Raw genomic sequence first — 21,247 nt, 5'->3', positions numbered from 1 at the left:
GCTGTTTGTTGTGAGGGCTGTGGTCGAATGGAAGGTGCTTATATGGACTGTTATCTCGGGGTGTTGGCGAGTCCTAATATCCAGGGGTTCGCCATGAGTCTGGTGACTCGTGCGGAGGCCTTCAGCGATGCGGACTCATTGGCAGCTGACGACCGTGTGCCTTGGATAGTGCCACCGGTAGCGGTATTATCGAGCCCCTGTAATCCGTTGTTTCCAGTGACTTTTACGCTCCAGGTGTACGAGTCCGCAGTTGGTAGTCCGGTCACGTCCAAAGGCTGGCCGGGCGTCCAAGTGAATGGCTTATCGTTAATGATGATTTGAACGGTTGCATCTTTGCCATATGTGTTGACGGATCCTCCAGAGACAGTAACGATATGTTCGTTATCGCTCCACTGCAATTCATTCGGTGCTGTGATGGATGCCGGAACCTGATAGGTGTAGGGACTTCCTGAGGAAGGTCCACCGGTAGCCGGTTCGCTGCTTGCTCCGTTGAATATCTGCTGCACTGAGGCGTTGCCGCAGGTTGCCCAGGGAGACATGGTGAATGAATGAGATGATTTGTCTTCAACGGTTGCGGAACCTATGCCATCTGCGGAAACTTGGAAAGACTGGGCAAAGCCTTGCTTGAACCAACTTACGATGCATTGATTGCCGGAACCGGAAGTACGCACATTGCTAGGCGCCTGAACCTGATACCGAGGCGTGTATGAAACCTCTGCTGATGCGGCATTGGCGTTACGCATGGGATGCACGACTGCTGTAATGGTGTATTCGCGGACGTTGAGTGCATCTTCTGGCACAGTGAATGTGGCAATGCCATTGGAACAAGCGACTGTTGTTTGCACGGCGCCGGTAAGGGCGATTTCAGTACAACCCGCATTGCGATTATTGGCGGAAGACGCGGTTACGGTGACCGTTGTGCCATCATTGGCCATACTCACATTGGGTTTATCAGGGTCTCCCCAAATATCTTGTGGACTGGATGCAGCGGATTCAGGACCCCAATTCACCTTATTATGGGCTTTGACTGTGGCGGTAATGGTGGCGCCATCGGAGATATCGTTGTTGTTGAAGTCAAAGGACAAATGGGTGCTGGGTCCTCCGGTCTCTTTGATTTGAGGGGCTCCTGCTCCGCTGACGGTTACGATGTAATTGTCGATGGAACTGAAATCTCCCTCGGGAGGGTTCCACGTTACTGTGGCTTTCTTGTTTCCGCCTTGCACAGTGACGTTGGAAGGCGCTGACGGTACTCGATCTGGTGTCGCTTCAACAGCGCTGGAGGATTTGGACCAGCCCACTTCATTCTTGGCGCTGACCGTGAATGAGTAGGTTTTCCCATTAGACAAGCCAGTGATTTGGCAGGCGGTTACCGCTCCGCAGGATTTCTCTCCTGTGCCGGCGCCGGTCCACTGCACCTTGTAATCCGTGATAGGGCTGCCATTGGCGGAGCCTGGTGTCCAGTTGAGATTGACCGCTCCATCTTGTGGATTGCCAGCTATGGGAGAAAGCAATGGTGCGTCAGGCTTATCGATAACCGAAATCGTGATGCTGCCTGTAACTTCTCGCTCCCTGGTCTTCGTTCCATCTTGGACTGTAACTAATACCGTGTTCGAGGATGCTCCGATATCCGAAGCGGCCGATATCTCAATGGTGCCAGAGGTTCCGCAACCGGTTACGGAAAGTTTAGCTGCATCGTCGGTACGACAATTGACTACGGTCAGTGGCGTTTCAGGGAAAGGATTGTATGCGTTGGCCAATATGTTCATCGACTCAGTGGAACCGGCTTTGATGGTGAGCGAGGTATTGCTGAGTCGTGCCAATGAACGTGTAGAGACGGCTACGCGTACTGTAATGCCTGCATTTACGGTCCCCTTACTGTATTTGATTGCTACGGGGATGGACACAGTAGTGCCAGGTGCCGCGTCAACATTTGCGGAGATTTTCAGTAGGCCGCTGGACGACAGATTTGCCTTTATCGGTCCCGAGGAGGCTCCACCCGAATAGGTGTATTGCTTCTCATCGTCATGCAAGCCGCTTGAAGAATGAGTCAGTGCGGTCAGATCAATGGTTTTTGCTTCCGCGCCCGCTTCGACATCGATGGTGGGAGAGGAGAATGTAGGCGGCGGAACGTCTCGGCCGATAACCGTGATCTGGAGAGTAATCACAGCGGAATTGATGATTTTGGTCTTCGATGAGCCAGGTTTGCCATCCACGGCAGTGAACGTTATGGATGCCGGTCCGGCATAATCGCCATTCGCCGTGAATTTCAACGTAGTGTCATTCACATATAGGTCGGAATTTGATGCCTTGGTTGCGCTGACTGAACTTGCGCTTTCGATATGAGGCTCTTTACCGGCGCCTACTCGTACGTAATCGTTGATGTTGATTTGGATGGTTTCTCGAGCATTGACTTTCAGCTCAGGAGCCTTGGGACGCAGAGTTGGTGGAAAAACGCCGTAGGCCGGTACTTGGATGAATGCGGTAGACGTGATGTTGTATTTCGTGTTTGTCACCGTGTAAGGAACCGCACGAGCTTCAGATGTGAGATCTACCGTAATAATGGTTGAATGATCGCCACCTTTGACGCGTGCGTGGTCAGCGCCGGAAGGATGTACACCAACAGTAAGCTCATCTGCAGTGCCTGAAGGGTTTGCAATCCATTGGGAAACATCCACATCGACGGACTTTTTATCGATGGTTGCAGCAGACGGTACGCGATAATCGTATGCCGTGGGCGGCTCTATTGGAGCATTGGGGTCGACGTTGATACTCAATGTAGCGGTATCAGAGAGCCCAGCTTTATCTCGAACGGTATATGCAACGTATGCTGTGGTGACGTTGGCGGGCGTGGTGAAGGAAATCATATTGTTTTGTACAGTGACGCCTTCTACGCCTTGCGCTTCAACGGATTTATCGACGATCAGGTCGGTATTGTCCCCGGAAATATCGTTTTGCGTCACCGGCACAGTAGCTGCGGTATTGGGACGCAACGTAATCTCATCATCGCGCGCATATACGCCGGAGTCGGAAGCGCCTTGGAATACTCCTACGCGTATTTGAGCTTGGGCGCGCTGGCCGGTCCAGTCTTCTACAGCGTATGAGAAAGTGTCCGTGCCGGAAGAGTCCGGGTAGGCCTCATAGACCAGATAATCAGAACCGACCTCGGTGATACGACCAAGAGAAGGAGCCTTATTGCCTAAGCCGAGCAGCTGGTCGTCATCGCCATCCGCATCGATGCCGGTAAGGGTAATGGGAATACGTACCTTTTGACCGGCAGCTACCTGTGCTTGCGTATTATGCGGGGTAGGAGGTGCTTTGCTTTCGGCGTTGCTCTCATGCACGGTAATGGTGATGGTTGCGGATGTTACATTGCCGAGATTGTCTTCCACGGTGTACGTAATAGGGAATACGCCGGTGTCTTGCGAAGCTTGATATCTGACTGTATCCGCGGATACGAAGGCAAGCCCTTTGAAGGTTTTCTTATCGTATTGCAGATTGTTTTTCAACCGTACGGTAGTGCCATCTGGATAATCCACATGATCGAGCACGTCCACGGAAACAATGCCTCCGGTACGCACCTGCGTGTTGATATTGCTGGCCTTGGGGGTAGAACTTGACGTGGTCAGGGCCGGAGGCTGCAACACGATGGTGCCGGTGGAAGTGCCAGCTGCGTTAGCCACCGTGTAACTGATGGATGTGGGCTTTGTAGGAACCTGACGCGCGGTGATATACACGCGCTTATGACTTACCAGACCGACTTTGATGCCGGAATCGGCTGTTGCGCTTACCGAAGTGACTGATAAGACGCCGCCCATTGGATCGACATCATTGGTGAGCGGCTCCACGATAGCGGTATTGTCCGCTCCTAGCAGCGCCACATCATTGGCGGCAATCGGTTTTGCTGACTCTCCAGTGACCGGCTGAACTTCCACACGAGCCAAACCTGTGGCGGGAATAGAGCCTTGTGTAATGGTGTACGGCACATAATAGGTGCCCGGGTTGGATGCCCTGAATGAAATGGACATGTCCGCAACATTGGTGGTAGTGGTCGCTCCATTGGGAGTGTCCACTTGGCTGAGCTGTGCAGGCTGCGCGGAAGTGCTATGCACGTACTGGGTAAGATCGATAACGGTATCGGTTTCCGGCGTAGTGGTTTTTGTTACGGGATCGATGATGGCAGCCAATGTATTTGCCGGTTTTACTGAGAAATACATCAGGCCACTGCCAGTGGCTTCACCATCAGAGACCGTGACTTCCACGGCTACTCGTCCTGATGATTGGGCGCCAGTATTGAAGGTGAGTTGACCATCTGCTCGTGTGGAGACCTGCACCTGGTCGCTGTTTTCAGGCACGGCGGCAACCAATGTCAACGGATCGCCATCCGGATCGGTGAAACTGCCAAGCGCGTTGGCTGTGTAGCTCGCCCCCTGTTCCACACTGATTTCCGGAGGAGTGTCTGATTGCACGGGAGCATGATTGCCTTGCCCTGTGAGATTGACCGTTACTGTGGCGTTGGAAGTCTGCCCTCGTCCATCTGAAATATCATAGGAAAATGTTGCCGTTCCGGGCGACGCGGATGATGCATCCAATTGCAAGTACCGGCCATCATGAATTGGAGCGACGGTAACGTTAGCGCCATTTATCGCGCTGACCTGAGTGATATTCAGCACCGAGCAGTCGGTTTGTTCGTCATTGCGCAGCACGTCAAGAATCTGTTCGGATCCGGCACGAGCCCCGATATGATCATCTACGGCTCGAATTTGACCAGACTGTGCGGAACAGGTTTTTGAAAAATCATGATGATTGTCTGCGGAATCGTTGGTGTTCTGATTCTGCGCGTTCTGCTCGGTTTGTATGGTATTCCACTGGATTTTGATGACTTTGGTGTCATGATTAGGGTTCCATACGTTGCCATTGGTCACGTCATTGAGCACTACCAGCCGGTGATTGGTGCGAAATACCAATTCGGAAGTGGTGTTGACGGATTCAAGAGTTTGGAAATCCTTGTCTGAACCTTCGGATGAGCATACGCGAATATAGTTATTGGCTCGTTGACTCCATGCTGCGTATACGCAATCGTTGGTGGATACTGGCTGAGCGGCGGTTGATTTGCCGCCTGTGGAGAAAAATCGCGCCGAATTATGATTGCCGAGTTGGGCTATGGCCAGACCTTGTGCAGAAGCGGCGGCAACCCATCCGTGTTGCTTACCATCGGTGGAAGGGGCTTGAAGCGTGAGCGATCCTGTGGTTTTCACGCTCACTCGACCATCTTTGAATAGCAGTACATTACCGGATGAAATTACAGGCGTATCACCGATAATGGTGAAGCTCTCCGCCGGCTGCGGCTTGCCGTCAGATAATGATTCCATCTCCTGTGCTTTTGCATCATTGGGCTGGTGAAGCACCACAACCATGCCATCTGATGGTCGATAGCCATATACCTCGCCGGTATGGGTTACCGCAATACGGCCGCCTGACCCCAGCTGCATCTGAGGCGAGTCAGTGGTTGGCGTCAGCGAATCAAGCTGATCGGATGAACCTGCCCACACATTGCCGGTTTTTTCATTGATGAAGGCAATGGTGCCTCCACCTTCGATGGCTGTGGTATTGGCTTTGATATCGGTTTTTGCGTCAGCGCTGACCGTGGATGCTTTGATGAAAGTAGCCTGATTGGGCTCAGTCAAAACGGTGTCACTATTATGCTGGACAACGTCGAATCGCGGTGCTGACGATGAAATGCCGGCATCCGCTTCCTGATTCTTGACATTAAATCGTGCGGCTTTTTGATGATTCAGCGAAGTTACCCATACGGTGCCATCATCTAATTGCACATGGCGGCGGGTAATTGTGCTGACGATGACTGCTCCGGCGATAAGCGCCAATAATGCTAGGAGGGTTAACACAGGCATAAGCCATGTGCGGTTCTTGGAGGGCAAAACGTGGCGCACAAGAGCACCTAAACGATGCCGGTTGCGCGGCTGAGATGGCGTGACCATAACAATTCCCCCGAATTCCTGTTGTCCCTCTTGATAGCCTAGTCTGATTCAGGTTTTGCTGTACAAGCAACTGCGGGACTGGTGGACATCTGCCGATTGCTGCGCACTATGGAAACCTGAATACAGGTTTGTGCGCCGTCCTGAGCATCGACCGTAATTGAAGTATCCGTAGTGGTGGTGGTTTGCACACTCTGATCAGCTGCTGTGGACTGGATGAATGACCATGCATAGCTGTCGCCGTTTTGTGGATCGGGATTCGTCCAGGTGAAAGTGACTGAAGAGCCGTCTTGAGAATATTGTCCGGAAAGATTCTCAGGAGATGGTATCTGGTTATTAAGCGTTGCGGCTGCGGAATCATCGGTATTGCTGCGGTTGCGTGTTGAATCGTCTACACCGGATGCATCGACATGTGTGGGTGTGGTTGTTGAGGCAGAATCCATATGAGGAAGAACCGCAAAGACGAACGTCGAGGTTGCGACTGCAATCGCTGCTAACGCCGCTCCTGTGATGATTGCAGGCTTAAGCCAGGTTCGATGCGTTCGATTGGATGTATGCGTATTTGTTGCATTCTTGATACGGCGTTTGGCATCTTTGGGATATGGGGGTATCCCTTCGGCGACTAGTGGAGTGATCTGTCCGTATTCTTCATGCTGGACTCGTTGCATAGCGCGCGCGAATTCAAGTGCCGAATAATAGCGTTGATCAGGATTTTTCGATAAAGCCTTGCCTAGTACCGATTCCACCGTTGCAGGTACATCTGGTCTGCCAATACGGGGCAATGGCTGGTTGATAATGAGTTCGGCAAGTTCGGATGATGTGTGTGGATGATACTCATGTTGGTATGGCGAGCATCCTGCCAACAGTGCATATAACGTGGCCGCAAGCGAATAAATATCTGCTGTTTCCGACCCATTGGTCCGATGTTCAAGTACTTCCGGGGGAGCCCAGGGAAGAGAAAAACCGGTGGCTGCACGATCATATACATCGGTTGAAATGCCGAAATCGCTGAGGACGGGTAGCCCCTGCGTGGTGATGAGAATATTACTAGGCTTGATATCGTGGTGAATGATGTTATTGCGATGCGCGGTATATAACGCACCTGCGAGTTTGATGCCGAGATCCAGCACCTGCTCGCATGACATGGAGCGTGATTTCATAGCGCTGTTGTATGAGCCGCCAGAAGCATACTCAAGAACCATGAAACCATGACCATTGGCACTTACTCCGGCATCATAGACCGACAGGATATATGGGTTGGAGGAAAGCTTGGCCATGAAGTTCGCTTCGCGGCTGAAAGCAGCGGCGGCACGGGGCTCCAGTGTGGCATTGCTGACTTTTACCGCAACCGGGCGCTGCGGCATGCGTTGATTGTAGAGGAAAACCGTGGCTGCGGCGCCAGAGCCTAAGCGTTGAACAAAATCATAGCCCGGCAATTGCGGCGGTACGATGGTAACGGACATCGAGAGCCTCCCCCTTGACGCTTGAACAATACACCCCTAGTTCAGGATACTGCCAGCATAAAGGCAATATTGAGGTAGGGAATAATTTTTCCCTAGTGAATAATGGGGCTTAGTCTTGAATCATGAGTAAGAACGTGAACCCTTCATTACTGTTGGACGGCATCGAGCGCGATGGTGCGGCGAGGCTGGTCATTGGTGTGCCCGGTGCCGGGAAAACGGAATATGCATTGGCGCTATTGCTGGAAGGATTGCGCAGGTATGGCGATGCTCACGCCGTAATGACGGTGTCAGGACGTATTGCAGCCGATCAGTTGGGCAATCGCGTAATTCGCGAGCGAGGGTTCTCAACCCAAGCGAGACCGGTCACCACATTAGGAGCGGTGGCGTTTCGCGTGATTGCGGCATCTCGTTCTTCGCGTAATTTACCTGCTCCGCGTTTGCTGAATGGTGCCGAACAGGATATGTTGCTCAGGCAGGTCATGGCTGTTCATATGAGTCATGTGATAGCGGGCGATGAATGTGTAACATGCCTACTTCTCAGTGAATATTTCGCGCAGTCTCAATGGGCATCGTTGATTATGGATCCTAGCGGTTCTGTCGCGGGAGGTTCCACCAGCGCAGAAATCATGGCGAGAGGCATTTCGGATGCGTTCATCAGTCAGTTGAGAGATATGCTTGCGCGATTGGATGAACTCGGTGTTGGCCCGCGCGAGGAACCATCATTGATACAGTCGGTTGCCGCCGACTCACGCTTATCGGTGCAATGGCGTCTGGCTTTTGCTCTGCGCGCTGAATATATTCGCGCGCAAGTCGAAACATATGCTGACCAATATCGTTTGGACGCGTCGTATTTATTAGTAGCCGGTGCGCGTGAAGTGCAGGAAATCCGTGTAAATAGGAACGATTTGGCGCAAGATGGGCCAATGCGAACGGAATCAGATTTGGAGCTTCCGACTCTGCCGCGGCTTATTGTGGTGGATGACGCTCAAGATATCACTTTGGCTGGCATGCGTTTTCTTGAGGAATTGCATCAGTCCGGCACGGCAGTTGTATTGGTTGGCAATCCGGACGAAGCAGTGCAGACCTTCCGAGGATCCTATCCTGAGTATCTTATGCGCCGTGCTTGTTCGGGGCCGTTGAACGCTGCCGTGGTTCCTCTAGGAACTCAAAACGCAGGCGAGCCAGGAAAGACGGCGGATTATGCGCATGTGGTGGCTTCGCGAGTATCGCTGTCCATTTCGTCTGAGGAAGAGGAAGAACTCCCTCCCGCGAAACGACCGGGCAAGCTGACCGCGGCTTTACGTTCGGGGATGCAAATATCCGCAAAGGATGATTCGGTGCTTTCCGGTTTATACCGTTCCTCGCGCGAAGAACTGGATGACGTGGTGTGGCGTATCAAACGAGCCCACCTTGACCAGCATGTTCGATGGAATGATATGGCGGTCATCGCGCACGACAACGCCACTGTGCGAGTATTTGGCGAACGTCTTCGTCGCGATGGAGTGCCGGTCCGGTATTCATCAGTCACTCGGCCTCTTAAAGATGAGCCCTGTATTCAAGGGTTGTTTGCTCTTGTTGAACTTGCCCTTCTTCGTGTGAATGGCATCAACCATTGCAATATGACGCTGGCCCAGATAGCCTCATATGTGCGTGCGCGGGTGAGAACCTTGATGAACGGTCCTTTGATTACTTCGGGGAAGAAACCCGGGCAGGGTGGAACCGCGCGTCTGGCGCCAATTGAATCCGCCATGAACGCTTTGGAATCATTATCAACCGTCTCCGGCGATGAAGGCGCGTTATTCGCATTAATGCAAGGATGGCATGCGCTGAGCGAACTTGCTGACTCTCAGTGCATGGCGGATTCGGCAGAGGATGCTATTGCGCAGCATGCTGAATTGACGGTTGACGTTGACGACGCCCTTGTGGATGCCGACTCTCATAAGGAACTTGCATTTGGCGTTGATGCGCTCTATGTCATGCTCGCTTTGGATGAGAGCTCGGCTTCGGCCCAGCAGGTACTTGCTTCGATACATGCCGTATTGGGCAACGATGTGCAGGCGCAGGCTTTCATGAATCTATGGAATCTTGTCGATCGCGTCAGCGAAGGGTTGCGTTCACTGCCAGAAGACCAGCGCGATATGCCAAGCAATGCATTGTCCATTGCTTGGCAAGCCGTAGGTGTCGCGTCGGCATGGCAGAAGATAGCGCTCGCGAACACACCGGATGGTCGAGCCTCCAATGACAGGCTGGACGCGGTTATGCGATTATTCCAATTCGCTGAAGATGCTACTGCCAGCAACAGCATCGTGGGTTTCATCACTCAAGTACGTAATATGCAGGTTCAGGCAGACTCTCTGGCGCATGTTGGTCCGGTAGAAGATGCGGTAAGTCTGACCACTCCGGCAGGTGCAGCCGGCCGCCATTGGCCATATGTGTGGATTGTTGAGATTGAACAAGACGTATGGCCTAATCTTGCCGGGCGCAACACCATGTTCGGCGGGGAAGAGCTTGCGGAACTGGTACTTCGAGGAACGTTGGCGAGTGTTGATGAGCAAGGTCACGATCCGCGATTCGTGTCGGTACTTTCCAGTGAGAAGAAAAGCTTCTTGGTTTCATTAACTAGAGCATCCAAGCAGGTGTATCTCAGCGCGGTCTGGAATGATGATGCAAGTCCCTCGGACTTCCTGTTTGGTTATTTGCCGGAACATTATTCCCGCAACAAGCAAGAAGCGACTTTTACTTCAGTGGGTTATAGCGAAAGTGGGCAAGCCGGCGAGACGGAAGATTCGGATACCGCTGCATGTGCCGGATTGGATGGTTCTCCACGAGATTTAGTGGCTGCGGCACGCGCCTCACTTGTTTGTGAATCAGAGCATGCGTCTCAGGAGCATGATGCGGCTACAGCTTTGGGCATATTGGCCGCGCACGGCATTGAAGTCGCTCATCCCGACAATTGGGCGTTTACCGCCCAAGGCGATTCGGACATGAATGAACCAGAAGATGAGCGTGCGGCTGCTGCAACTGCAACAGAAAACATGCCGGTGGTTACGCTATCTCCTTCGGCGGTCGATGGATTATGGGCATGCCCCGTGTGCTGGCTGTTGGAGCATCAATTTGCCGGCCCACAACCAGGGTCGGTGAATGCTGGGTTTGGTACGTTGATTCACGCTGTAGCTCAACAGGGAAGCGAAGAGCATCTGGACCGTCTTGGCGTCGATGAGCGGGCGCTTCAGGCTTTGGGCTTGGATGCTTCTTCAAGTAGGGAACAGCGGATTCAGACGGTTAGCGACAGGCTGATGGCGCTATATGAAGATAAACGACCTGATCCCAATGCGGTGGCTGATACGCGAGAACGGTATCAAGCTACGCGTAAGGATGATGCCGCTGCGGATATGTTGCATAACATCGCTGATTATTTCGTGACATCCGCGGAGGAATCATACCTTGGGAAAAACTTCGGTAAATTCAATATTGGTGCATTGCATCAGGTCGATTGCGAGCTGCAGTTTGCTGCTCGATTTGATTTGAACGATATTCTCGCGGCATACAATGCTATTCCCGGCGTAGCTCCTATCGATTGCTCCACATTGCTGGAGTTGATGGGAATGCTGGTTGGAGGATGGCCTGAGGGCATGTGCGAGAACCTGATCGTGCGGCTTTCCGGACGCATGGACCGTGTAGAACATCGAATTCTTGCGGATGGAAGCAGCAATATTCGACTGATTGACTATAAAACTGGTGCTGTGCCGGTTCTCAAACAGGTTTTCAACGATCTTCAGCTGGTGTGCTACCAATTGGGGCTGATATTCCCGGAGCAGGGTTCCCGTGGAGAAGCCGCGTTGCGTAAAGCTCCAACAATAGGGCAAAGCATGTTGTTCCATGTTGCGAAGAATGCGTCTCCTGCGGCAAGCCGAGCGCCTGAAGGTGCCTTCCAGCCGCCATTATTTACTGATGGAAGTCTTAATGCTGAACCTTTCGACCCACGATACTTCTACACCAAGCCAGACAAGTTCTACGATATGCCTGTGCTTGCGCCGGAACATAAGCCGCATGGGGTAAGCGAGGAGGCATGGCGGCAATTCCTGAGTCTGGCGGGCACCCAAGCTATGTGGTCGCTCACCATGATTTCGCGTGTATTCTATGCCGCTGCAGCTAGTCGGTCAGCAAAACTGGATGCGCATCCGCAATCCACGCACGTTGAATACTGCCGAATGAAGCACGTATGCCCAGCGTGCGCAGGTCAGGTGGACACCGTATTTGAAACGAGGCAGGCATGAGCGCTTTTACCCCAAGTCCAGAGCAGGCGGTCATTATCGATGCTCCTGCGAATGAAGATGTACTGGTGGTTGCCGGAGCTGGCTCCGGCAAGACCTTTACCATGACTCAACGCATTATCGCCCTAATTCACCGGGGTGTAGCTCCTGAACGTATCCTTGGTCTGACGTTCACGCGCAAAGCCGCAGGAGAACTACTTGACCGAGTTTCGGCCGCAGTGGGAGATACCGGCAGTCAGCAGACACATGCTTCACCTGGCAGTTCACCCGATCTGGCAGGGAATGTGTCTCGCGCCAATCATGCTGGCACGTCATGGGACCATGCTTTTTTCAAGCCCGCGATTTTCACCTATGACGCATTTTTCCAAACATTGGTAAGACAATATGGCCTGCTGGTCGGCTTCGATCAGAATACGCAGCCATTAAGCGAAGCCAGTGCACTGCAGCTTGCCATCGAAGTCATCGACCAGCACATGGACTTGGTGTTCAGTGAAGACTTAGGTGCGCTTACCACGGTGGCAGAGCAAGTCATCAAATTATCCGGAGCTATTGGCAGCGCCATGATCGGCGCGGGATGCACCGATTTCGAGGACGCCATGAATCGGGTAAGCCGATGGGATGCCGCCTTCATTGACGTATTGAATAAGAACCTTGAAGAGGAATCGATACCTGATAGTGAGCCCAAGGTTCATAACATCAGTAAGACTAAAAAAGATACTGATGCCAGCTGGCAAGCCAAACTGGATACTCGAGCTGAGGAAATGCATGCATTATGCGTCTACCGGTGTGGCGAACTGCTCGCCGCAACACGTAAGCGTGAAGTATTGCTGCAGTTAGTGCGCGCGTATACGCAAGCCAAAAGAGAACGGAACATGGCGGAATTTTCTGATTTCACCATTGCCGCCTATCAGTTGATTGAGCGTTTCCCTTCCATCGGGGAGCAGACGAGGCGCAGATACAGTCATGTGTTGCTGGACGAGTATCAAGACACTTCCACTACGCAGGCTGCCCTCATTGCGGCGCTATTCCACCCAGATGATGACCATCGATGCGCCGTCAATGCCGTGGGTGACCCGTTCCAGTCAATTTATGCTTGGCGAGGTGCCAGCCCTGGCGCTTTCCGCATGTTCCAGCATGACTTCCATATGCCATCCGAATCGCGTCCATTCCCATTATCTGTTACCCGACGAAATAGCCGGATTGTGCTCGAAGCTGCTAATGACTTGACGTTGCCTTTGCGTTCCCGGCCCTCGCGCCCCTCAAGCTCACTGATGCGGGAAGTCGATGTTTCGTCACTTCAAGCATTAGATAACGCTCCGGAAGGCACGCTTGGCGTGCTTGGTTTCGAGACAGGCGGACAGGAAATCGATGCGGTAGTGCGGTTTTGCAAGCATGCGGTGCGACAATACGGCCAGCATGAACATGATCAAGCGCATGTGGCCGTATTGTTCCGATCCAAAATACCGATGCCGTTGTATCAAGAAGCGCTTGAACAGGCAGGTTTGACCACATTTGTAGTAGGGTATTCCGCTTTACTGGAACGCCCGGAAATACGCGACATCATGGCGTTGCTGCATGTGGCATCGGACCGGACGGATACACAGGCGCTTATGCGTTTGCTGGCAACTCCGCGGTTCAATCTCTCTGCGGCTGATTTGACGGCATTGGCGCGAATTGCCGAAGAGCTCAACACTCAACAGCGATTCAGGGCGCTAGTGGAAGCTGGATTGGTTTCTGCTGACACTCCTGCGTCACAACAGGCAGCAGTAGTGCGTGAACATCGAGACCAAGTTGCCAATGCGGTGTTCGTTCCCGATTTGCTATTGCATGATGATCTTGCCTCAAATTTGGGCCGATTAAGCAAACATGGCCAACAAGGCGTTATGCAAGCCGCGCAGGCTGTGCAGCAGGTACAGCATGCCGTTGGGCGTCCGTTGGCGGAAGTGGTTCGCGTGGCCATTGAGGCGCTGAACCTCGATATTGACACTGTCGTGGCTCATGCCGTGCGAGGAGACGGGCGTCTTGACCCGACCGTTGCCCGAATGCCAATGAATTCCATCGTGGATTTGGTCGATACCTACGCGCAAGAAATTGCCGCCGATCAAACGCCGACGCTACGCGGTTTCATGGCCTGGACCGATTATCTGAGCAGTGTGCAAGATGAGGCGGCCAATTTGCCGGACGCTCCAGTAGACGTGGAACTCATGACCGTGCACCAGTCCAAAGGACTTGAATGGGATGCTGTGGCGGTCGTGGGCATGACGCAGGGAGGATTCCCTAGCAACCAGGGCGATCATCTTACCGTGACGTTGGAGGAAGGTCACGAAGGCGGCATGGAACAAGGCCAATGGCAGGCTCCCGAATATCACGAAACAGCGAATTCGTGGCTTACCAAGCCCATAGCGGTACCGGCACCAATGCGAGCTGATGCCGACATATTGCCCCGTTTCCCTCACGATGCTGATATCAACGCCGACCCTATTGCCGCGCTTCAATCATTGGAAGGTGTGGAAGCCATCGATGATGAAGCATTTGGATCATTGCGTGATATCGGAGATGGCGTGGAAGACTCCGATCGTAGCGCCTGGTACCTGACTCAGACAGAAGAGTATGGTCGCAGACTGCATGCCGACGAGCGCAGACTGGCATATGTGGCGCTCACCCGAGCCCGCAATGATGTGTTGATGACCTATAGCGTGCATGCGAATGCACCCAGCAGAGATCCATCCGCCGTGAAGAAAGGCGCAAAAAAGTCCGCTCCTTCCAACTTCTGGATGGAAGTTCATGATGCCTTACATGCACACCCACATGCAGTAAGTGCGGAACAATGCGTGTCTCAGCTGGAAGACAAGGCGGTGCTTGTTACTCAACAGGGTGATGCTATTGCAGCGCCTCAAGGATTCTTTGCGGGAGATGCGGCCCGCGAATATTGTGAAGCTGTGGTAGCCGACGCTTGGCGCACACCATTGGAACATGGAGCGGAAAACAATGATTTGTGGTGGCCTTCATTATTGAGTCCGGATATTCGTCAGCGACTGAACCACGGTGTTGACTCTGTCCATCAGGCCATTGCCAAAGCCGAACAGACTCTGACGGCCAGCGGCAAAACCGCAACGTTGATTTGCGGTCCGCTCTCTCAACGCGCGCAACTTCTAGCCGATGATGCCGATTTGATGAGCAGTGATGAAAGCAGTGCCATCCTCGACGACATGGTGAAAGCGAAGGCGCAGCGTATTCTTGCTGCGGGTAGACAAAACGTTACCGGTTTGCAGGCTCGCGTTGGTGGCATGAGTGAGCGTGAAGAGCGCGATTATTGGCGTTACGTTGTACGCCCGGTGCCGCGCATCTCCTCACCAGCGGCGCAGGAGGGCACCCGTTTTCATGATTGGGCGGAGCGTTTTGTGAATGCCGGCAATCCAATGGGACGGTCGGAGCATGGGCTATCGCTTGAGACTGGCACATACTTGGATGAGTACACGGGTCAATACGGCGATGAATATAGGGGAGTAGCTGTTCCGGAAGAAGGACATCTGCCGATATGGGCTAAGCGGCTTGCCCAGTCACATTGGGCGCAGCGTGTGCCGATATGGGCCGAACGCTCCATCGTGGTGAACGTTCCCGGGATTGGCATTGTCAACGGCAAACTGGATGCCGTCTTCGCTGGAGGGCTGAACTTGGAGGATACGTCCAAACAGTTCACCGTAGTTGATTGGAAAACCGGTAAACGTCCTATCAAGCCAGAAGAAGTCGAACGAAAATTAGCACAGTTGGACATGTATCGCCTGCTGCTATCTGTAGTGGAAGGAGTAGAGCTGGAGAGTATCGACGCTACCCTTTACTATGTCAGTGAGCCCAAGGAAGGCTTGCGTGAGATTCATGCTCGCGGCAAAAATAAACAGGAAATCCTTACCGAGTTGAGCTCCGGAATCCCTGAACAATCTGACAACGACTAAGCGCACCAGCGCTTATGACTGGGTGCCATGAAGACACGTCGAACATAGTGTGTTTCGACCGTTGAACATCAAGGTGCCTGTCCGCGGGAGAAACGCACCGCGTGACGTTGCTCAGGGGCCGCTACCCTCGGAAGGCATGTGTGGGCGGGCGCACATGCCGGACGAATTACCAGTAAGGAGTACATTGTGTCTACGACTCGTGTTGGTACCAAGTCGTATGCTGCCCACCCCTCCCCATATCGGAGGCTGTTCGCATTATCAGGGGCTAAAGCTTTCTGCATTTCCGGTGCGGTGGCTCGTTTGCCGATCTCCATGATGAGTCTCGGCATTGTCTTGGCATTAAACCATCTGTATGACAATTGGACCATAGCCGGCACCATGAGCGCCGTCTATGTGCTTGCCATGTCCTGCGTTACGCCGTTTTATGCCAGGGCATTCGACCGTTTCGGGCAAGCTCGAGTCGGCCGCATTGCACTCGCCGTGCAGATAATCGCTATGTTGTCGTTCGCCTTTGCGGCTCTGATCCGCGTGCCGATAGCGGTGTTATTTGTGCTCGCCATCATCATGGGACTCACGCAGTTTTCGTTCGGTGCATTAGTCAGAACGCGTTGGGCATATGCATTACGCACGGTGGAAGATGGTGATCAGCTGCTCAATACCGCCTACGCTATGGAAGCAGCCATTGATGAGATCGTATTCATTCTTGGGCCGATCCTGGCGGCCTGGCTCGCCACCTCAGTGCATCCGGTTTCGCAACTTTTCGTACCTACATTGGCTTGTGGCATTGGTGGAACGATATTCTTCTCTCTGAAATCCACTCAGCCGAACATTATTGTGCAAGAAATCGATGTACCGGTTCGCACAGCGGAACGGCGTGACGGCATCGGCTCGTCAGCAGAGACGGCAAGCGCAACAGCTGCATCGGGAGTTGCGAATGCCGCCGACCAGTTGACGCTGCGACAGTTGAAAACCCATGCGCCCAAGCCTAAGAGTGTGCTGTTGTACGCCGGTGTGCTGCCATTATTGGCGGTGTTCATCGTCTTTAACATGAGCTTCACGTCGTTCGACGTGTCAATCACCGCAACAATGAAAGCTATGGAGCTGGAGCCCTTCCTGGGTGTTCAGCTGGCCATGTTCGCCGTTGGCTCATGCGTAGGCGCATTAGTGTTCGGCTCCCGCCAGCTCAAAGGTTCGCACTGGGCGCATATGGTGATGTTCCTTGCGCTGCTCACGGTAGGGTATGTGTTCTTCCGCCTGACGATGGATAATCTCATCCTGTTGGGAATCGTGGAGATTCTGACCGGTTTGACGGTTTCGCCACTGTTCGCCACTGGTAACTTGATCGTCAAGGATCTTGTGCCGGCCGAATCGTTGACGGAAGGTCTCAGCTGGGTCACCACAGCAGGTACTGTGGGCACGTCAATCGGTTCCTCGGTAGCCGGAATCGCTTTGGATTCAGCAGGTCCTCATATCGGCATGATGCTGCCGTTCCTCTTCACTCTGGCGGCAGTGCCCATCGCCCTGTGTGGATGGTGGCTCGCCAAACGCCGTGCCTGAGGCAACACACATCAGCCATGACTCGTAGTTCATGGACATTTCATTGGACTGCATACGGCAGAGTGATAATCTGTTTGCCGATTCAACGGCGTGCATGATGATGCTCATGCGCATGAAATACATGATTGCATGAGCACCGCAACGCCTAAGAAAAGTATGGAAATGGATGACGAGATGGCGCTCGGTACGCTGGGCGGCCAGCATGTCAACGCGCAGTGGAAGCAGGACAATCATGATTAAGGTTTCCGTGGTCGGTGCCAAGGGACGTATGGGCTCTCATGTGGTCGAAGCCGTCAACAATGCCGAAGATACCGAACTCGCGCTCGCATTGGACGCCGGCGATGATTTGACCCAGATCACTCCCGCCAACACTGATGTGGTGGTGGAATTCACGGTGCCAAGCGTGAGCCTCAATAATGTACTGACGCTGATCGGACAAGGCGTGGACGTGGTGGTGGGCACCACCGGTTGGACCGATGAGAAGCTCGCTCAGGTCAAGGCCGCCATCGCCCAAGGGCCGAAGCCGGAAACGCAGAAGGTGTTCATCGCGCCGAACTTTGCCATTTCCGCTGTGCTGGCCGACTACTTCGCCACCAAGGCCGCCAAGTACTTCGAATCTGCCGAAGTCATCGAGCTGCACCACCCGACCAAGGTGGACGCTCCTTCCGGCACCGCCATCCACACCGCACGCGGTATTGCCGAAGCTCGCAAGGCAGCCGGCATGGCTCCTGTGCCGGACGCCACCGAAACCGATGGTGGCTCCCGCGGCCAGGTAATTGACGGCATCCACGTACATGCCGTACGTCTGCGTGGCCTGAATGCCCACGAGGAAGTGCTGTTCGGCAATGCTGGAGAGCAGTTGACCATTCGCGCCGATAGCTTCGATCGAACCAGCTTCATGCCAGGCGTTCTGCTGGCCGTACGCAAGCTGGCCGGCGACGCTCCGGCGGGTCTGACCGTGGGCCTTGATCAATTCCTTGACCTGTGATGCACGCCTGTGATCTTAAAAGGATCCAGACAAATCACATATCAATTATCAATCACACATACCAATTACATCCATCACACACAAACGTACGTTTCTCTACATTACAGAAGCGTCCACAATGGGAAGTACGGTGAACATTATGAGCGAGCATGACATGCATCTTCTTGACCCTGCGCCTTTCGGCCGAATTCTGCCGGCAATGGTTACCCCTATGAAGGCAGATGGCAGCGTTGATTTTGACGCGGCGGTCAAGCTCGCCAAGCACCTCGTCGCCGATGGTGCAGATGGCCTGGTAGTTAATGGCACTACCGGCGAATCGCCTGTAACTCACATGGAAGAAAAGGTCGAACTGGTTAAGGCCGTCAAGGAAGCAGTGGATGTTCCGGTGATTTCCGGAGCTGGTTCCAACGACACCGCTCATACCGTGCGCATGGTTGAGCAGACTCAGGAAGCCGGTGCCGACGCGGTGCTCGTCGTCATGCCCTACTATTCCCGCCCCTCGCAGGACGGAATCGTCGGCCACTACAAGGCCGTCGATGAATCCGCCGAAAAGCCGATCATCGTATACGATGTCCCCGGCCGTACCGGTCTGAAGGTCAAGGTGGAAACCTACGACCGTCTGGCCGAACTCGAACACGTCAAGGCCGTCAAGGACGCCACCGGCGATCTTGCAGCCGCAGTGGAGAAGCAGCAGCGCACTGGTCTCGCCTGGTATTCCGGCGATGATGGTCTCTTCCTGCCGTTCCTCTCCATCGGTGCAGTTGGCATCATTTCCGTGATTGCCCACGTTGCATCCAACCCCATGCAGCAGCTTGTTCAGGCATTCGATCGTGGCGATATCACCACTGCCCGTCGTCTTGCCAATCAGCTTGCCCCTCTCGTCCATGCTCTGAACGGTGACGGCTACCAGGCTGTCATGGCCAAGGCTGCGCTCAAGGTCAAGGGATATATTCCTTCCACCACTATGCGCCTGCCCAATATCGGTCCGGATGCCGCTCAGCTTGATAAGGCAGAAGAGGGCATGCGCGCCGCTGGACTGCTGTAAGCAGCTGCTGTACACGGGTTGCCAGCCCGCCGCTTCTGCATGACAGAGCAGAAGCACAAACAACAGAAATAATCCAAGAAGATATGGCACAAGAACAAAAGAAGACAACAAAGAACAATAACTCTCGGCGCCGCGGCTCCTCTTCTCGCAAGGGAGCCAAGGGTGCCGGTAGCCGCAACAACCAGTCCCGCAAGATTAATCAGGCACCTACCGCACCTCAGCAGGATGCCGTGCTGATTGCGCCTCCGAAGTACCGTAAGGGTTCCATGCGCATCACGCCGCTTGGTGGTCTGGGTGAAATCGGCCGCAACATGAACGTGATCGAATACAACGGTCACCTTCTGCTCATCGATTGTGGCGTGCTTTTCCCTGAAGAAGAGCAGCCGGGCGTTGATTTGATTCTGCCCGATTTCAGCTACATCAAGGATCGTCTGGACAGGGTCGATGCTTTGGTACTGACCCACGGTCATGAGGATCATATCGGCGGTGTGCCGTATCTGCTGAAGTTGCGCCCGGATATTCCGCTGATCGGCTCCAAGCTGACCCTTGCCTTTGTTGATGCCAAGTGCAAGGAACATCATCAGAACCCCACCAAGGTGGAGGTCTCCGGTCGTGAAAAGCTCAAGGTGGGTCCATTCGACCTTGAATTCATCAACGTGACCCACTCCATCCCGGATGCTTTGGCCGTATATGTCAAGACTCCGGCTGGCTCACTGATTGACACTGGCGATATCAAGCTCGACCAGCTGCCACTCGACCATCGCATCACCGATCTTGTGGAATTCGGCAAGATCGGCGAAAAGGGTGTGGACCTGCTGATGATGGATTCCACCAACGCTGAGGTTCCGGGCTTCGTGAAGCCGGAAACCTCCATTGGCCCGGCATTGGATCAGGCATTCGCTCAAGCTACCCGCAAGATTATCGTGGCCAGCTTCTCCTCCCATGTGCACCGTGTGCAGCAGGTGGTGGATGCCGCCCACAAGTACGGCCGCAAGGTTGTGTTCGTCGGTCGTTCGATGGTGCGCAACATGTCTATTGCCGCCGATCTTGGCTACCTGCATATTCCTGAAGGCACGGTTGTGGACCTGAAGCAGGCCAATGATATTCAGGACGACAAGCTTGTCTACATGTGCACCGGTTCCCAGGGCGAGCCGATGGCAGCACTCGGCCGCATCGCCGACGGCAATCACCGCGATATTCACATCAACGAGTTCGACACGGTGATTCTCGCCAGCTCCCTGATTCCGGGCAACGAGCATGGCGTCTACAAGGTAATCAACAAGCTTGTTCAGCTTGGTGCCAAGGTAGTGAACCGCGATAATGCTGCCGTGCATGTTTCCGGCCACTGCAACGAAGGCGAGCTGCTGTACATGTACAACATCGTCAAGCCGAAGTGCGCCATGCCTATCCACGGTGAGAACCGTCATCTGGTGGCCAACGGCCTGATTGCCGTCAAGACCGGCGTCGACCCGCAGAACGTGGTGCTTGCGGAAGACGGCGACGTGGTGGACCTCTACCACGGCAAGGCCGCGGTGGTTGGCTCTGTGCCATGTGGTTACGTGTACGTCGATGGCGATTCCGTTGGCGAGCTGACCGATGATGAGCTTGAGAAGCGCCGCATCCTCGGCACTGAAGGCTTTGTTTCCGCATTCGTGGTGGTGGATACCGATAATCGTGAAGTGGTTACCGGCCCGAAGATCTACCTGAATGCCGTGGCCGAAGACGAAAGCGAATTCGACAAGGTACGTCACCAGATTGTCGAACAGCTGAATGATGCCCTGATGCAGGGCACCCGCGACACCTACAAGCTGCAGCAGATCATGCGTCGCACGCTGGGCAGCTGGGTTGCTCGCCAGCTGCATCGCAAGCCGATGATTGTGCCGGTTGTTGCCGATATCGCTCAGGATGTCGAAATCGCGGATCAGCACTGAGCAACGCTGAAAGTAGCGGGTCAGGTGGAGTAATACCCCTGAC

Annotated in this window: 8 protein-coding genes; 6 read left to right on the top strand and 2 right to left on the bottom strand. The window is 53.8% G+C overall.

All coding sequences use genetic code 11. The annotated features are described in order from the left end of the window. Positions 1–50 precede the first annotated feature (50 nt). Together Tam1G_RS07955 and Tam1G_RS07950 are read right to left on the bottom strand one after the other, a co-directional pair. Positions 51–5,996 carry an Ig-like domain-containing protein gene (locus tag Tam1G_RS07955; RefSeq protein WP_101626119.1) on the bottom strand — a complete coding sequence of 1,982 codons (5,946 nt, stop codon included), beginning with the start codon at positions 5,994–5,996 and terminating at the stop codon, positions 51–53. A gap of 38 nt (positions 5,997–6,034) precedes the next feature. Further along, positions 6,035–7,456: a serine/threonine-protein kinase gene (locus Tam1G_RS07950; protein ID WP_101626118.1), complete on the bottom strand. Its 1,422-nt coding sequence runs from the start codon at positions 7,454–7,456 to the stop codon at positions 6,035–6,037. A gap of 122 nt (positions 7,457–7,578) precedes the next feature. On the opposite strand from Tam1G_RS07950, the gene Tam1G_RS07945 reads away from it, so the two are divergent. The 6 genes from Tam1G_RS07945 to Tam1G_RS07920 all read left to right on the top strand — a co-directional run bounded on the left by Tam1G_RS07945 (position 7,579) and on the right by Tam1G_RS07920 (position 21,204). Beyond that, entirely contained in the window at positions 7,579–11,733 is a 4,155-nt protein-coding gene (locus Tam1G_RS07945) for a PD-(D/E)XK nuclease family protein (RefSeq protein WP_101626117.1), read from the top strand. Then, the gene (locus tag Tam1G_RS07940) at positions 11,730–15,683 is read left to right on the top strand and encodes an ATP-dependent DNA helicase (RefSeq protein WP_101626116.1); all 3,954 of its coding nucleotides are present in this window, start codon (positions 11,730–11,732) and stop codon (positions 15,681–15,683) included. Before Tam1G_RS07945 ends, Tam1G_RS07940 begins: the two co-directional genes overlap by 4 nt. Positions 15,684–15,869: 186 nt before the next feature. Continuing rightward, positions 15,870–17,240 (top strand): MFS transporter, encoded by a 1,371-nt coding sequence (locus Tam1G_RS07935; protein ID WP_101626115.1) that lies wholly within the window; start codon positions 15,870–15,872, stop codon positions 17,238–17,240. A gap of 232 nt (positions 17,241–17,472) precedes the next feature. Further along, positions 17,473–18,228, top strand: a complete 756-nt coding sequence (gene dapB, locus Tam1G_RS07930) for a 4-hydroxy-tetrahydrodipicolinate reductase (RefSeq protein ID WP_101626114.1) — start codon at positions 17,473–17,475, stop codon at positions 18,226–18,228. A 139-nt stretch (positions 18,229–18,367) separates the two neighbouring features. Next, positions 18,368–19,273 carry a 4-hydroxy-tetrahydrodipicolinate synthase gene (gene dapA / locus Tam1G_RS07925; RefSeq protein WP_033889750.1) on the top strand — a complete coding sequence of 302 codons (906 nt, stop codon included), beginning with the start codon at positions 18,368–18,370 and terminating at the stop codon, positions 19,271–19,273. Positions 19,274–19,356: 83 nt separating this feature from the next. Further along, entirely contained in the window at positions 19,357–21,204 is a 1,848-nt protein-coding gene (locus tag Tam1G_RS07920; RefSeq protein WP_033889522.1) for a ribonuclease J, read from the top strand. Positions 21,205–21,247: the final 43 nt, after the last annotated feature.

This window comes from Bifidobacterium imperatoris, from assembly GCF_002860405.1.
Classification (GTDB): domain Bacteria; phylum Actinomycetota; class Actinomycetes; order Actinomycetales; family Bifidobacteriaceae; genus Bifidobacterium; species Bifidobacterium imperatoris.
The sequence above is the reverse complement of the archived record's forward strand: the minus strand, read 5'-3'. Positions and strand labels throughout refer to the sequence as shown.